Origin of the sequence: Methanospirillum sp. (assembly GCF_035406105.1) — an archaeon.
Lineage (GTDB): Archaea > Halobacteriota > Methanomicrobia > Methanomicrobiales > Methanospirillaceae > Methanospirillum.
In genome coordinates, this window is sequence record NZ_DAONKG010000001.1 from 13,533 (window position 1) to 28,202 (window position 14,670).

At 43.3% G+C, this 14,670-nt stretch carries 12 protein-coding genes and 1 pseudogene; 7 read left to right on the plus strand and 6 right to left on the minus strand.

The genetic code is table 11. The annotated features are described in order from the left end of the window. Nucleotides 1-3: 3 nt before the first annotated feature. The 6 genes from PLA23_RS00050 to PLA23_RS00075 all read right to left on the minus strand — a co-directional run bounded on the left by PLA23_RS00050 (nt 4) and on the right by PLA23_RS00075 (nt 7,986). Nucleotides 4-771, minus strand: a complete 768-nt coding sequence (locus PLA23_RS00050; RefSeq protein WP_324473473.1) for a class I SAM-dependent methyltransferase — start codon at nt 769-771, stop codon at nt 4-6. 46 nt (nt 772-817) lie between these two features. Then, on the minus strand, nt 818-2,407 hold the full coding sequence (locus PLA23_RS00055) for an ABC transporter substrate-binding protein (RefSeq protein WP_324328356.1): 1,590 nt from the start codon (nt 2,405-2,407) through the stop codon (nt 818-820). A gap of 106 nt (nt 2,408-2,513) precedes the next feature. Further along, entirely contained in the window at nt 2,514-4,244 is a 1,731-nt protein-coding gene (locus tag PLA23_RS00060) for an ABC transporter ATP-binding protein (RefSeq protein ID WP_324328358.1), read from the minus strand. Then, on the minus strand, nt 4,241-6,073 hold the full coding sequence (locus PLA23_RS00065; protein WP_324473474.1) for an ABC transporter ATP-binding protein/permease: 1,833 nt from the start codon (nt 6,071-6,073) through the stop codon (nt 4,241-4,243). Before PLA23_RS00065 ends, PLA23_RS00060 begins: the two co-directional genes overlap by 4 nt. Beyond that, nucleotides 6,074-6,904 carry an ABC transporter ATP-binding protein gene (locus PLA23_RS00070; RefSeq protein WP_324328362.1) on the minus strand — a complete coding sequence of 277 codons (831 nt, stop codon included), beginning with the start codon at nt 6,902-6,904 and terminating at the stop codon, nt 6,074-6,076. It lies immediately after the preceding gene. Further along, a complete protein-coding gene (locus PLA23_RS00075; RefSeq protein WP_324328364.1) occupies nt 6,898-7,986 on the minus strand; it encodes a FecCD family ABC transporter permease in 1,089 nt (362 codons plus the stop codon). The genes PLA23_RS00070 and PLA23_RS00075 overlap by 7 nt, the downstream gene beginning before the upstream one ends. A gap of 149 nt (nt 7,987-8,135) precedes the next feature. On the opposite strand from PLA23_RS00075, the gene PLA23_RS00080 reads away from it, so the two are divergent. From PLA23_RS00080 to PLA23_RS00110, 7 genes and pseudogenes are all read left to right on the plus strand, one after another. Then, a complete protein-coding gene (locus PLA23_RS00080) occupies nt 8,136-9,416 on the plus strand; it encodes an ABC transporter substrate-binding protein (RefSeq protein WP_324328365.1) in 1,281 nt (426 codons plus the stop codon). Nucleotides 9,417-9,715: 299 nt separating this feature from the next. Beyond that, nucleotides 9,716-10,386: pseudogene (locus PLA23_RS00085) on the plus strand (ATPase domain-containing protein); the annotation flags it as partial. A gap of 72 nt (nt 10,387-10,458) precedes the next feature. Next, a complete protein-coding gene (locus tag PLA23_RS00090; protein WP_324328373.1) occupies nt 10,459-10,653 on the plus strand; it encodes an ATPase domain-containing protein in 195 nt (64 codons plus the stop codon). Nucleotides 10,654-10,669: 16 nt separating this feature from the next. Then, the gene (locus tag PLA23_RS00095) at nt 10,670-11,440 is read left to right on the plus strand and encodes an ATPase domain-containing protein (RefSeq protein WP_324328367.1); all 771 of its coding nucleotides are present in this window, start codon (nt 10,670-10,672) and stop codon (nt 11,438-11,440) included. Then, nucleotides 11,437-11,772 (plus strand): circadian clock KaiB family protein, encoded by a 336-nt coding sequence (locus tag PLA23_RS00100; RefSeq protein ID WP_324328369.1) that lies wholly within the window; start codon nt 11,437-11,439, stop codon nt 11,770-11,772. The genes PLA23_RS00095 and PLA23_RS00100 overlap by 4 nt, the downstream gene beginning before the upstream one ends. Nucleotides 11,773-11,900: 128 nt before the next feature. Further along, entirely contained in the window at nt 11,901-12,923 is a 1,023-nt protein-coding gene (locus PLA23_RS00105; protein WP_324473476.1) for a cobalamin B12-binding domain-containing protein, read from the plus strand. 2 nt (nt 12,924-12,925) lie between these two features. Beyond that, nucleotides 12,926-14,670: PAS domain-containing protein (locus PLA23_RS00110; RefSeq protein WP_324473478.1), on the plus strand; the 1,745-nt coding region annotated here is incomplete at its 3' end.

The window sequence follows — 14,670 nt, forward strand, 5'->3', positions numbered from 1 at the left end:
TTTTCACTCGCGTTTTGTCCCTGATATCAGGTAATACGTTCCCAGGGGGGTTAATTCCTCAAACCATAAACTCCGTTTTTTCTGATTTTCACGGATATTGCGTAGATCATAAACGCGAATGTTCTGAAATCCTGCCTGTTCAAACAAATATCGTGCGTCCTCTTCAGAAATACCTCCCAAATGAGGTAGATGCTGCCGTAATTCAGATGAATATGTCAGTTTCTCGACATGAACAGGATCAAAGATCATACCAAGAGTTGTACTCATGGATTTCAGGATACGAGTTTTTAACGTCCCATCATCCCATACTCCTGCAATAACCAGGGATTTTCCACCTGGCTTTAATATCCGTCTCCAGGATCTGAGAGCTTCAATCGGATGAGGGAGCGTCCAGAGCAGATGCCGCGATAGTACAATATCAAATTCATTGCCTGGAAATGGTGGATATTCAGCATCTACAGAGATAAATTTCATCGCAAGACCCCTTTCCCCGGCTTTCTGCCTGCCGGTTTCCATCATCTTCTCCGAGAGATCAATTCCTGTGACAGAACATCCCATCTCGGCAAAAATAAGACCGATAGCTCCAGTTCCACATCCAACATCAAGCACGGTGAGATTTTTCATGTCCTGATCAATGGCTTTTAAAAAGGCATCAACCCAGAGTTTTTTCTCCTCCTCTGTCTGGACACCGTGAGAGACAAAAGAATCATATGTTTCTGCATAGGTATCCCACCTGCATGCAATCTCATTTTTTATACGATTGTCATGCATTTGACGATCTAGAATATCGTTTTTCATGTAAAAAAATGAAGTGTGTTTATTTGATTGTCATGTTTGGATCAATCCGGTAATCATGGGCGGTGGGATCAAAAACATATCCGGATACATCATCTGACATGACAATTGCGACACCATAGTATGCAACATTGATGGTCGGGAGATCATCATAGACAATTCCCTCAATCTGACGGAAGTGATCATACCGTTCGGTTTCGTTTGTCAGATAATGACCTTCAATTATCATCCGGTCAACAACCGGATTTCGGTAATTTGGTTTGTTATTGACTCCACCAGAGGAATACCAGCCCTTCAAAACATACTCAGGGTCAGGGACCATTGCCAGATTTGTAGCTGAAAGATAGAGATCCCAATCATCACCCATCGCTTTTGAGAGTGCCGCATTCTCCATTGCAGTCTGTTCTACCTTGATCCCAATACTCTCAAGATTGGCTGATATCGCTTCCTGCATGGGTGGAAGACCCGGGCGTTCGGTATAGGTGAAGAACCGGAGTGTCAGAGGCTCACCATTTTTATCCACATATCCATCGCCATTCGTATCAATCCAGCCTGAAGCAGCAAGATACTGCTTTGATAGATTCACATTATACTCATATGGAGTAAGGGTTGCATTTCTCCATTTCATGGATGGAAGGAAACAGCCCCCTGCCGGAGTTCCGACACCATAGAGAACATTGGTGGTAATATTTGTACGATCAATGGCATGTGAGATCGCCTTTCTGACATTTTTATCATTCATTACCGTCTTGTTCAGGTTAACATCGATCTTGTACAACCGGGGAGTATTAAACTTCTCCACATGGATGCCATCAATCGCATCCAGACGGTCAACTTCGCTGTATGGAGGATCACAGGTAAAGTCAAGATCTCCATTCTCGATCATCATAGCCCGTGTCTCTGGGCTTTCATATCCCCGAATGATCATCTTGTCAAATTTTGGTGTTCCTTTCCACCAGTCAGTATTTTTTACAACGGTGAGAGTCCCGGTCTGTTCATCAAACGATTCAACTTTCATAGGCCCTGTTCCGATTGGAACGTTGAATGTTCCATCAGGCAGATAGGAATCCTGACTTACAATAGCAGTATCCGGATAATGTAAAATACCAGGAACCAGGGGGTTTAGATCTTTTGTATGAATACGGATGGTATAGTCGTCAACAACTTCAGTACTGTCATATGACATCAGAGTTGCCGTGCTGGGTGAGAGATTGGCTGTTCTGTCAAGTGAGGCTTTCACATCACTGGCCTTCATCTCTTTGCCATTATGGAATTTTACACCAGGTCGTATCTTAAATTCCCAGGTTGTTTCATCCACCTGTGACCAGCTTTCAGCAAGATTGGGAACAAGCTCAAATTTGTCATTTGCACCGACAAGTGTTTCTGTAACAATTGCTTTTTCGGTAACAAATGTTCCCCCATCATGTCCGTCCCCGGGATTTATGGAAGATACTGCCCATAAATCTCCAACCCGAAGGACTTTTTCTCCGGTTGATACAGATTTTTCAGATTTGTCCATCGAAGTGGTACCGGAATTTGTGGAGGTGCAACCAGCCATGAGTAAACAACCGGTAAGCACCACTACAAGAAATGCACCTAAAACTTTTTTCATACCTGTCGACACAATTGTTAATCTTACAAGTAATTAGTATTACTGATTTTGATTTCTTAATATTATGTGCATTGTAAAGTTACAATGATGTTTCTCATCTTGTTTTTCAAACCTCCTGTGCAGCAATGAACGAAGAATACACAGAATTCATCTTCAGTAATTCATTATGGGTTCCCCGTTCAACCACCCTCCCCTCTTTCAGGACAAGAATCTGGTCTGCATGGATTATAGTTGACAACCGGTGGGCAATGATCAGAACCGTCCTACCCTCACAGAGAACCTGTAAGGCTTTTCTGATCTCACATTCCGTGACCGTATCAAGGGCTGATGTTGCTTCATCAAGAATGAGGATTGGAGCATCCTTGAGTATCGCTCGGGCAATTGCTATTCGTTGTCGTTCACCCCCGGATAACCTGACACCTCGTTCGCCGATGATAGTGTGATATCCTTTGGGAAGTGAGCAGACAAAATCATGTAATCTGGCAGTAGCAGCAGCTGCAATAACCTCATCATCCGTTGCATCAGTCCGTCCGAGCCTGATATTTTCGAGGATTGAGGTATTAAGCAAAAAGATATCCTGGCTCACCAAAGCAATAGAATCACGGATTTGATACAGAGAGAGTTCTCTGAGATCATTACCTCCAAGCAGTATTCTCCCCTGTACCGGATCCCAAAAACGCATGATAAGATGTGCGATGGTTGTTTTTCCAGCCCCGGTCATCCCTACAATCGCAACGGTATTTCCAACCGGAACGGTAAAATCAACCTCATGCAGAACCAATGGATCATCCGGATGATATCGAAAAGATACTTTCTCAAAGGATATTGAGGGTTCGATTGTAACGGGCCTCTTGGGATTATCAGGTTCTTTCACTTCCGGAGTAAGATCCATCAGTTCATAGAGTCTTTTCGCTCCTGCAAAAGTCAGGCTGAATTGTTTAGAGATTTCGATGATATTTGTCATCGAACTCAATCCAAGGGAAGCAAAAAGAATAATCAGAGGAATATTCAGAGGATCAATATCTCCATTAGTATAGAGAATTGAAGAGGAAAGCAGTATGCAAAAGATTCCTCCTGACAGGATGAGAATAAAAGTCCCGGAAATGAGCGAGTTTTTCTGTACATATGTATCATACTCTTCCTGATACTTCGCATTCAGGTCCATGACCTGACTGAACCGGGATTGGGATTTGGAGAAAGCAAGAATTTCACGGATGCCCTGCACACTATCGATAAGAAATGCATTCATATTCGCCAGATGAGCACGGAGAAGATCACCCCGGTTTTTGTTCAGAATGAGTGCAATTCTTGGTAGAAGAGCGATAAAGAGTGTTATTAGCAGATAAACTCCTGCAATTGAGGGGTGGATGAACCAGAGTGATGAAAATACCACCAGGGGAATGACTATTGCGGTCACCATGGGGCCTATTGTATGTGCAAAGAAGAGTTCTAGTGTTTCCACGTTATTTGCAGCAATGGATACAATATCTCCCGTTCTGCGGTGCATAAGAGCTGCTGGTGCTAATGGCTCAATCGTTCTGTAAAACTGATTTCGAAGGGAAGCGAGGATACGATATGCCGCTATATGAGATAAATACGGACTCAGATATCCGCATACACCCCGGAAAATCGCAAGACCGATAATAGAAATACCAATGGGAATGAGAACAGACGATTCTTCTCCGGATCGTGCCAGGCGAAGGAGGTCAACGCCGAGAACTCCTATCCCCAGAGTAACAAGGTATTTGAGAATTTCAGTAATAATCCCGAGAGAAAGAATCGGAACTTGTGGACGGACGAGCGTGAAAAGGCGGAGAACTGCATGAATTGTCTTCATAATGCACCTCTTTCCGACAGATGTCCAATACCACCGGCAATCTCCTGTGCATGCACAAGGGCGGCATATTTCCCGTTCCTTTGCATCAACTCCTCATGCGTTCCTGATTCAATAATGCCCCCGTTTTCCATTACGAGGATTCGTGTTGCATCCCGAATGGTTGAAAGACGGTGAGCAATAATCAGAACGGTACGTCCAACAAGGAGATTTCGAAGCGATGTTCTAATATAAAGTTCGCTCGCTGCATCAACATTCGCTGTAGGTTCATCAAGTATGAGAATTGGAGCATCTTTCAGAATAGCCCGTGCTATTGCTATTCGTTGTCGTTCTCCTCCCGAAAGCCGAAGACCACGCTCCCCGGCCAGGGTATTCAAACCTTCGGGGAGTATGGAGATAAATTCATCCAGTTTCGATGACCGGATGGCTTTATCGATCTCTTCTTTTGAAGCATCAGACCTTCCGAACAGGAGATTATTCAGAATCGTATCATAAAAGAGATAGGTATCCTGAGAAACCAGAGCGAGTTGTTGTCTGAGAAATTCAAGAGGGATATCAGACAACGGTATTCCCATGATTTCAATGCTCCCTTCATTCGGGTTGTAATAACGAAATAACAGATCGACGATTGTACTCTTTCCAACCCCGGATGCCCCGACAAGAGCTACCATCTCCCCTTCCTCAACTGAGAATGAGCAGTTTTTCAGGACTGGACGGTCAGGTTCATATGCAAATGAGACATTTGTAAACCGAATTGATAGGGAGAGAGGAAGGGAGATTGATGAAGGTTTTTTTGGTTCTGCAACCTCTGGAATGGCGTCAAACAGATTAAGAATCGTGTTGATGGTACTTTTGGCATTCATGCTGCTATGATAATACTGCCCGAGATGGATGACATGTTCATAGAAAACCGGGCCCAGGAGCAGAACGAGCATTACTTGTTCTGTTTGCATGACTCCCTGGCTCATCCCGATACAGACATACAGTAATGCAGAACCATATCCCAGGTAGGGAATCATATCTGTGATAAAACTGACCAGTAAACCAACCCTGAGCCGACGTATCCAGGTAAGACTCAGAACATCTGCCCGTTTCTGAATTTCATCTCCACGAGATTCATGCCGGTTGAATAATTTTAATGTTGGAAGCCCTTGCAGACTTTCAGTAAAAAAAGCGCTGAGTGTTTTATACTCATACCAGACATCATTTTTTGTAAGCCGGTTTCTCCGATTCGTAAACATGATAATTATCGGCACCAGAGGGACAAATATTAAAAGAATGCAGGCCGTTATGAGATCTACAAATCCTGCAAAGGTAAAGAAGAGGGCTGTCGGAACAAAGAGGCAAAGAAGGATATAGGGGATGTAATAGGAGACATACTGCTCCAGTTGTTCAATACCATCTACAAAGATGGCTGCAAGGGATCCGGAATCATTTTTATCGGTATAGGCCGGCCCAAGGATAAGAAGTTTCTTATACATCCTTGAACGAATTGATTCTTTCATCAATCCGGCAGTTGCACAGGCAGAACGCTCCCGGAATATTTCGGCACCAATGCGGATGAAAAGCACGCCTATTATGAGGGCACAAATCTGAACCATGGACACCACGGTCTTCCCTTCAATCAGGCCTGAAATAAAAATACTAACAAAGAATAGGAAGAGAATAGAAGCTATTGAATTAACCAGGGCTGCAATAAAGGTCACTGTAACTGATCTTCCCAGTCCTGGAATTAACCGGATTAACCTCAGATCAATACAGAGGGAAAAAACCCGCTCAAAAAATGAATCATACCTGCAATTATCCGGGGCAGGGACTTCAGCGTGCACCATTCAGGCTGGAATCTCCATATTTCTCTCATTTTGCAAGGACTCTGCAAAAATATAATGGCCGTATTCAGCGGGACGGATGGGGACGACATGGGGTTTTCCATGAACGGAGATCACCTCTGCAATTACCCCGTATACCTCCTCTATCATATCAGGGGTATACAGTTCATCTGGTTTTCCTGCTGAGAAGATCTTTCCTTCCCGCAGTATCACCATAGAATCAGTATACCGTGCACCCAGATTGAGGTCATGTAATGCAATGATCGCTGACATATTTCGTTCTTTCACAAGATGATTCACAATCTCCAATACCTCCAATTGATGTCTGATATCAAGGGCAGATGTTGGTTCATCAAGGAGGAGAACATCAGGTTCCTGGCAAATTGCCCGTGCCAAAAGAACCATCTGTTTTTGCCCACCAGACAGATGAGAAAAATCCCTCATTGCCAGATTCCCAATTCCAAGACGTTCAAGGGCGTCAGCAACTTTATGAATATCTTCCTCGCTGATTCGCCAGGCTGAATGAGGTCTTCTGCCCATCAGGACCGTTTCAAACACGGTAGAGTCCATAGCACTCGTTCCATTCTGGGGGACAAGACCGATACTTCTGGCGAGGGCTACCCGTTCCATCGTAAGGATATCTTTTCCATTCAGCAGGATAGAACCCTTAGGTTTCAGAATTGTGTCTATGCACTTGATGAGAGTGCTCTTTCCTGATCCATTCGGACCGATAAGGCCTGTCATCTGCCCAGGTCCGATTGAAAAGGTCACATTATGCAGGATGTCAGCACCCGGATAACTGAAACAGACATCATTGAGTTTAACATTTACCATAATTCTTTCCTCTTTCTCATAAACAGAAACATAAAGAAGGGAACTCCAACAAGAGCGGTCATAATTCCTACCGGTAAAATAATCGGTGCAAGGATTGTTCGTGCAACCGTATCTGCTCCCAGGAGGAGAATCCCTCCAACAAGGGCAGAACCAGGAATGACATACCGGTTATCTCCACCGATAACCATTCGTGTAATATGGGGAGAAACGAGCCCTACAAATCCTATGATTCCACAAAATGCTGTAACAGATGCGGTCAGGAGTGCAGCAAAAATGAGGGTCCTCATCCTAACGGTCTCCACATGTATTCCAAGACTATAAGCAGTTTCATCTCCGGCTCCAATGATGGTGAGATCTGACGCCTTGTAAATGAGATAGGGGATGGAGATGATTGCAATACAAAAGACAATGAAAACCGTCTCCCAATTGGCAACCGATACACTTCCCATCATCCAGAATACTACTGCCTGGACCTGTTCTGCGGTACCAAGATACTGCATGAATGAAGTAACTGCATCAAGAAGAAACATAATCGCAATCCCTGCAAGAATAATCGCTTCAGGAGTCATTCCCTTGCTTTTTGCAATAGAATAGATCACCATCGTTGCAAGGAAAGCACTAAAAAATGCATTCATTACAACGCTATACTGGCCGAAATATTTGATTCCCCCGATGATAGCCAGTGATGCACCCATCGCTGATGCTGAAGAGATGCCTAAAGTAAATGGTTCTGCGAGCGGGTTACGAAGAACTCCCTGAAGAATTGCACCGGCAACTCCAAGACTTGCTCCTGATACGATTGCCATTGCGATACGGGGGAGTCGTATCTCCCAGATTATCGTGTGAGCAACTGATTCAGGCAATCCCATCCAAGGGAATATACCTGCAGCTATTGTCGTGTATGCCTGAACAAGAGTTAGATCATACGAACCAAATGACGCGGCTATTCCTGCTAATAGAAGAATTCCAATAGTAACAGTGATCAGAAACAGAATTTTTTTCGAATGATATTGATTATAAGCCGATTGAATATCCGATGTTGGAGAATCAATCGTTTTTTTTCTCCGGCTCTGTTGATTCATGACCTCACGATACCTTTGTTACACGTTTCCTGATGATTGTACTCTGATAAGATTGATGAATGAGAATAATACTTTTTTTAAAATATATAAGATCAAATAAGCATAATATATATTCTATAATTACTTATAGTGAGGAGTTGTTTATTCATATGAAATGGTATAGTATGTATGGAGGAGTTATTTTAACGCTCCTGATTCTCTGTGGTATAACAATGGGAGTATCTGCCTCTGGAATGGAATTTACTCTCTATATTTTTGGAAATGCAAATGAGGATATGAATCTTGATCAGCAGGATATTGATCTGATCAATGATATTGCCGCAGGAAAAACAGGAGCAACCCATCTTGCAGATGCCAACCAGGATGGAAAAGTAGACAGTGCAGATGCTGACCAGGTTAAGAAGATTATTGACGGAACAGCAACTGAAATATGGGTTCAGGATGCCTTCGAAAAACCTGTCAAAGTAAAAACCCCGGTAAACAGACTCATCACTCTTGACCGGATGATTGCAGAAAATGCACAAGTCATCGGAGTAGGTGACAAGATCGTAGGGATTGATGAGAACACAGTAAACAGGGACATTATTCTTCCTGAAATCAGCAAACAAAAGAATCTGGGATCTGCAACCGAACCGGATATTGAGGCTATCATCGCATTAAAGCCAGACCTGATTGTAAACAATCAGTACTTTGATGAAGATTTGATGAAAAAACTGCAGAGCGCCGGTGTAACACCACTTGCAATGATTTACCATGGAGACATTCAGAATAGTCTTGGGTATTCCAAGGTTCTTGGGTATCTTACCGGTTCACCATCGACTGCTATGGAATATGTAGATTGGATGGGGGGAACACTTGGAAGCATTCATGACAAGGTGGCAGGTTTATCAGAAGACGAGAAAACAAAAGTAATTTATTTGTATCCCAGAAAGAACGGTGCCCTTGGAAGTGGCGGCAATGATTGTCCAACCATCAAGACCCTGCAGTTTCTTGGAGCAAATACCATGACCCAGGATACCAAAGATACCACGGGTAAAATTATGGATACTGCTTCCTACTTTGAGATTGATCCTGAGGTAGTCATTGCAAAGAATCCTGAGGCCATTGTAATGGAAGACTTTGATGAAGCTCTTGGATATGGTTTTACTGATAAAGCCGCAGCCCAGGCAGAACTCGAACGGGTAAAGAGCCGCCCTGGATTTGACAAGATTGACGCCGTAAAGAACGGAAAAGTCTACCTGCTTGATGTGAATATTGTCTCTCATAGCAATTGTCTTGGAGCTCTCTACATGGCAAAAGCTTTGTATCCGGATCTCCTTCGTGATGTAGACCCGTATGCAATTCATCAGGAGTATGTAACCCGGTTCCTCAAACTTCCAAATCTTGATGTGAAGAAGGACGGGATATTTATTTATCCTGAAATCTCATGATCTCCTTTTTTTCCAAATCAGGATCCGTGGATAATCGAACATAACTGCAGGGCTGGAAAGCGAATCCACTCTTCGAGAGTCCACACGAGGTCTATTTAACCTGCCTCCATTGCAGGTATTCTTTTTATTGCATGACACCTTTGCACATCTTATTTTGATGATTTCGAATTGGCCAAAAAATTTTCCGAATTGTATGTGCTATTTTGATAATTTCAATCACTCAGTGTGATCTTATATTTTTTTACCAACCCAAGGGCTGGATAACATTAAATATAACATAGACAGATGAAGAATTTATTATGTCCCCCCAAAAATCCAGGAATTATCAGAATAATAAAAGAATAGAGAAATGTCCTACTGGAATCGTTGGGATTGATGAGATCACCGATGGGGGGATACCACGGGGAAGGGTATCATTAATAATTGGTGAGCCTGGAACAGGAAAGACATTCTTTGCCATGGAATTTTTGGTACGGGGTGCGATCTCATACAAGGATCCTGGTCTATTTATTTCATTTGAAGAGAATACTGATGAATTGATTGAAACTTTATATCTATCGGCTTTGACCTCATCGACCTGATAAATGATCATAAGATCAAAATTGATAAAATATTGGTGGATCCGTCTCCTCATGTCGAGACTGGAGAGTTCACTCTTGAAGGACTTTTTATCCGGCTTGAATCGGCAATAGACTCAATAAAGGCAAAACGAGTGGCTATTGATACCATTGAGGCGCTCTTTTCCGGAAATGAAAACCATCGGATTATCAGATCAGAACTTGTCAGACTGTTTGATTGGCTCAAACGCAAAGGTGTTACTACGGTACTCACTGGTGAAAAAGGATATAATACCCTGACCCGGCACGGTTTAGAAGAGTACGTTTCAGACTGTGTCATTCAATTAAACCAGGTTGTAGAGGATCTTATCACATACCGGAGTCTTCGAATCATCAAATACCGGGGTAGTTCGCATGTTGCAAATGAATGTCCGTTTTTAATCAGTACTGAGGGGCTGACCGTCGTTCCACTCAGTTCTGCATATATGGACTACAATGTCTCATCAGAACGGATCTCTACAGGGTTACCCCGGTTTGATACCCTGCTCAATGGCGGGTATTATGTTGGCAGCTCAATTCTTCTTACCGGGACTGCTGGTTCAGGAAAGTCAAGTTTTGCCGCCTTTTTTGCCGCATCGATCTGTAAAACGGGAAAAAAAATGCCTGTATATTTCATTTGAGGAATCAGCACATCGATTGATTCGGAACATGCGTTCAATCGGTCTGGATCTTGCTCCATTAACCGAATCAGGACTGTTGACCATGAAAACAACACCACCTGGATTATACGGTCTTGAGATGCATCTTGCAACAATATACCAGCTGATCAATTCAATAAAGCCACAGGCGGTAATCCTGGATCCAATCTCTAATCTGATTACGATTGGATCATCGCTCCAGGTGAGATCAATGCTTGGCAGACTGATCAATCACCTGAAGAAACGGCTGATCACGGTATTTATGACTGATCTTGCACAATCAGATACCTTATATCCCAGGACAGAGGCACATATTTCGTCCCTGACTGATACCTGGTTCCTGGTCAGGAACGTGGAGATGCAGGGTGAGCGAATCAGGCTGATTACGATTATCAAATCACGAGGGATGGATCACTCAAATCAGGTGCGTGAATTTACCCTCTCAAACAGGGGAATTGAGCTTGCAGATGTATATACCGGAGCAGACGGGATGGTATTTGGATCTGCACGAATCGTATCAGAGATGCAGGATATGGTGAAATTACGTGAGCTGGAGGAAGAACTTGATATCCAGCAAAAGGAGCATGATATTCGACAAAAAGCTCTTGAAGCAAAGATAGCGGCATTACGAGAAGAGCTGATACTCAATGAGACACGTTATAACCGGTCAAAAAATTTGGGAGAGCGTAAAATACATGAGATGGATAATCTTCGGACTCTTTTAAGGGCCTATCGAAAAGGGGATAATGACTGTGAGGATACACGATGAATCTGGGGGCATCTGATAAAGTAGAGAATACGATAAATGGCGATGAAAGACCTCTTACATGGGTTCTTACATTATATGTGGCAGGGCAGACTCCCCGATCACGTGCAGCTCTCTCAAATCTCAAAAATATTTGTGAGACCCATCTTTCAGGTCATTATACGATTGAGGTGATTGATCTTCTCGAACACCCCCAGCTTGCTGAAGGAGATCAGATAATTGCGGTACCTACCCTTATCAGAAAATTTCCAGAACCTGTTCGACGACTTATTGGTGATCTTTCAAATAAAGAGCGGGTTCTGGACGGATTAAATATCATACCGAAAGAAGATTAGGAATATAGAAATAATATGATAAAAATTTCGAAAGGCCCTGCAGGTCAATATCACTCATATTTAGCCAGAATGATAAATAATGGATGATACATCGTCCTTATATGCGGATTTAAATATGGTATAAACACATGACAGAACCATTACAACACCTCCTTATTGCTGAACAGGTTATGAAGAATCTGGAGAAGTGTATGCCTGGTATTATTACAGGATATTCAAAGGAGCAGAGGGAGAAATGCCTCCAGGATATTCTGTACCACCTCAATATGCTCAGCCAGGCTGTTTATGTTGATTCACCAGCGATTTTTGTCGATTATATTCAATGGACAAGAATCCTCTTTTCTGGTATTGGGCTTCCCATAGAATGTTTACATGCAACACTCCAGGCATTATCACAAATCTATGAAGAGCACGGGAACACGACGTATTATACATTTATTCAGGCGGCTGAAAAATCCCTGAAAAAAAACCCTGAAGTGTCAGAGTCATTTCTCCCCGATGATCCGTTCTGGAATCCGGTCGTAAGGGAGTTTATCGATGATCTGATCTCACTCAGACGTTCCCAGGCACATTCTCTGGTCCGGGATCTCTATGCAAAAGGAACAGGACTCAAAGAATTATACCTCTCTCTCTTTCAGCCTGCTCTGTATGAAACCGGACGGCTCTGGCATATTAGTACGATTACGGTTGCCCAGGAACATTACTGCACATCTGCAGTCCAGCAGATCATTGCCGGGTTTTATCCTGATATCATGAGACAGAAGAAAACAGGAAAGAGGATGCTTGCATCATGTGTCCCGGGCGAACTTCATGAAGTTGGTGTCAGGATGGTTGCCGATTTTTTTGAACTTTCAGGATGGGAGACAATATATCTTGGCTCGAATGTGCCTTTCCCAAGTATCATGCATCTGATAAAAACCCAGAAGATCCCTCTGCTTGCATTATCCTGTACCATATCGCTGCACCTTGACCATATGGACACCCTTATACGTATGATACGGGATGATAAGGAATTGTGTGGGATAAAGATAATTGCCGGCGGATATCCCTTTAGAAAATTCCCTGACCTTTGGATGAAGATAGGAGCGGATGCATCTGCAAAGGATGCAGAGGATGCTGTGCGGATAGGAGAGAACCTTGTTGTTGTGTGATTATGAATGATGATGACTGTGTCAGTGGGCTTATCGTAGTTCTTTTTATGGATGGTACGATAGATACTGTTATTCGGGACGACCTTTCACTTTTTGGCAACAGACCGGAAAAGATTCCTTTTACCGATATTATCGATCCCTCACATATGAACTCATTCTTCCGGATATTGAATCAGATCTGTCATGAAGGAGTTATTCATGAATGGAATCTTCAGGTAAAAGGAAGATTCTGGAGTGGTTTACTTCATGTAACCGCACTCGTTCAGGATGGGCGTATCTGGATAGCCGGTTCCCCTGTCAGGGAGTGGATGAACCAGGTATTTGAGGAGGCGGTCTCATTTTCCAGGCAAAAGCCAGAACATAACCCCGTGGAATGTGCTGAAAAGATGCAAATGAGTGCGGATGTGTATGAAGAACTGACCAGAATCACAAACGAACTCATCAATGCACAGCGGGAAATTGCAGCAAAAAACCTTCAGCTGGAGAGAGAAAAACAGGAGATTGTCGAGAAGGAGAAGAGATACCGGGTATTATTTGAGGCTATGGAACAGGGGGTGGTCTACCAGGAAACCTCCTCCGGTGCCATAATATCTGCCAATCCTGCTGCAGAGAGGATATTAGGTCTCTCCCTTGATCAGATGACGGGCAGGACTTCATTTCATCCGGAGTGGAAATCGATCAGGGAGGATGGGACACCTTTTCCACCAGAAGAACACCCATCTATGATCTCCATGAAAACGGGTAAACCCGTAAAAGGAGTTCTCATGGGGGTTTTTAATCCGAAGGATAAGAGATACCGGTGGATCCTGATCGATGCAACCCCTGATTTCAGGAACGGTGAAGAGTCCCCATATCAGGTCCATACTGTCTTTACCGATATAACAAGACAAAAAAATCTTGAAACGGCCCTGAAAGAGAAGACAGAATACCTGGAAAAACTGATCCACTATGCAAATGCGCCGATAATTACATGGAATTCTGATCTTATTATTCTTGAATTTAACAGAGCATTTGAAGAACTTACCGGCATTCCTGCAAAAGATGCCAAAGGACGAAAAATAGACATTCTCTTTCCTGAAAAGACGCGGAATGAATCGATGAAACTTATTCAGAAGGCTGTTTCAGGAGATATTTGGGAGACGGTGGAGATTCCTATCAGGGGGAAGGGGGGAGAAGTCAGAACAGTGCTCTGGAACTCGGCAAATGTGCAGGTGCGTATGGGAGATTCCTATATCACCACCACCATTGCTCAGGGACAGGATATTACCGGGAGAAAACAAGCTGAGAATGCACTTCGGCAGCTGAATCGACAGCTCAACCTGATGACCAGTATCACGAGGCATGATATCCTGAATAAAGTGAATGTTGTCCAGATTCTGTGTCGCCTTATCAGGGAGAATCCAGATCAATCGAACATTATGGAGCATATTGATAATATTGAACTGGCTGCCAGAATGATCGAGGAGCAGATCGCATTTACCCGACTGTACCAGGAAATCGGGGCACAGGAACCGGCCTGGCAACGGATAATCCCGATCATTGAATCTCTGTACACGCCCGAACAGTTGGATTTTATAATTACTTTGGATGATGTTTCCATCTATGCCGATCTCATGCTTGAGAAGGTATTTTATAACCTTCTTGACAACTCCCTCCGTCATGGTCAGACAGTCACTAAAATTGAGGTATTTTCAGATATAACCGAAGAGGGACTCAAAATCATATGGAAGGATAACGGAATCGGGAT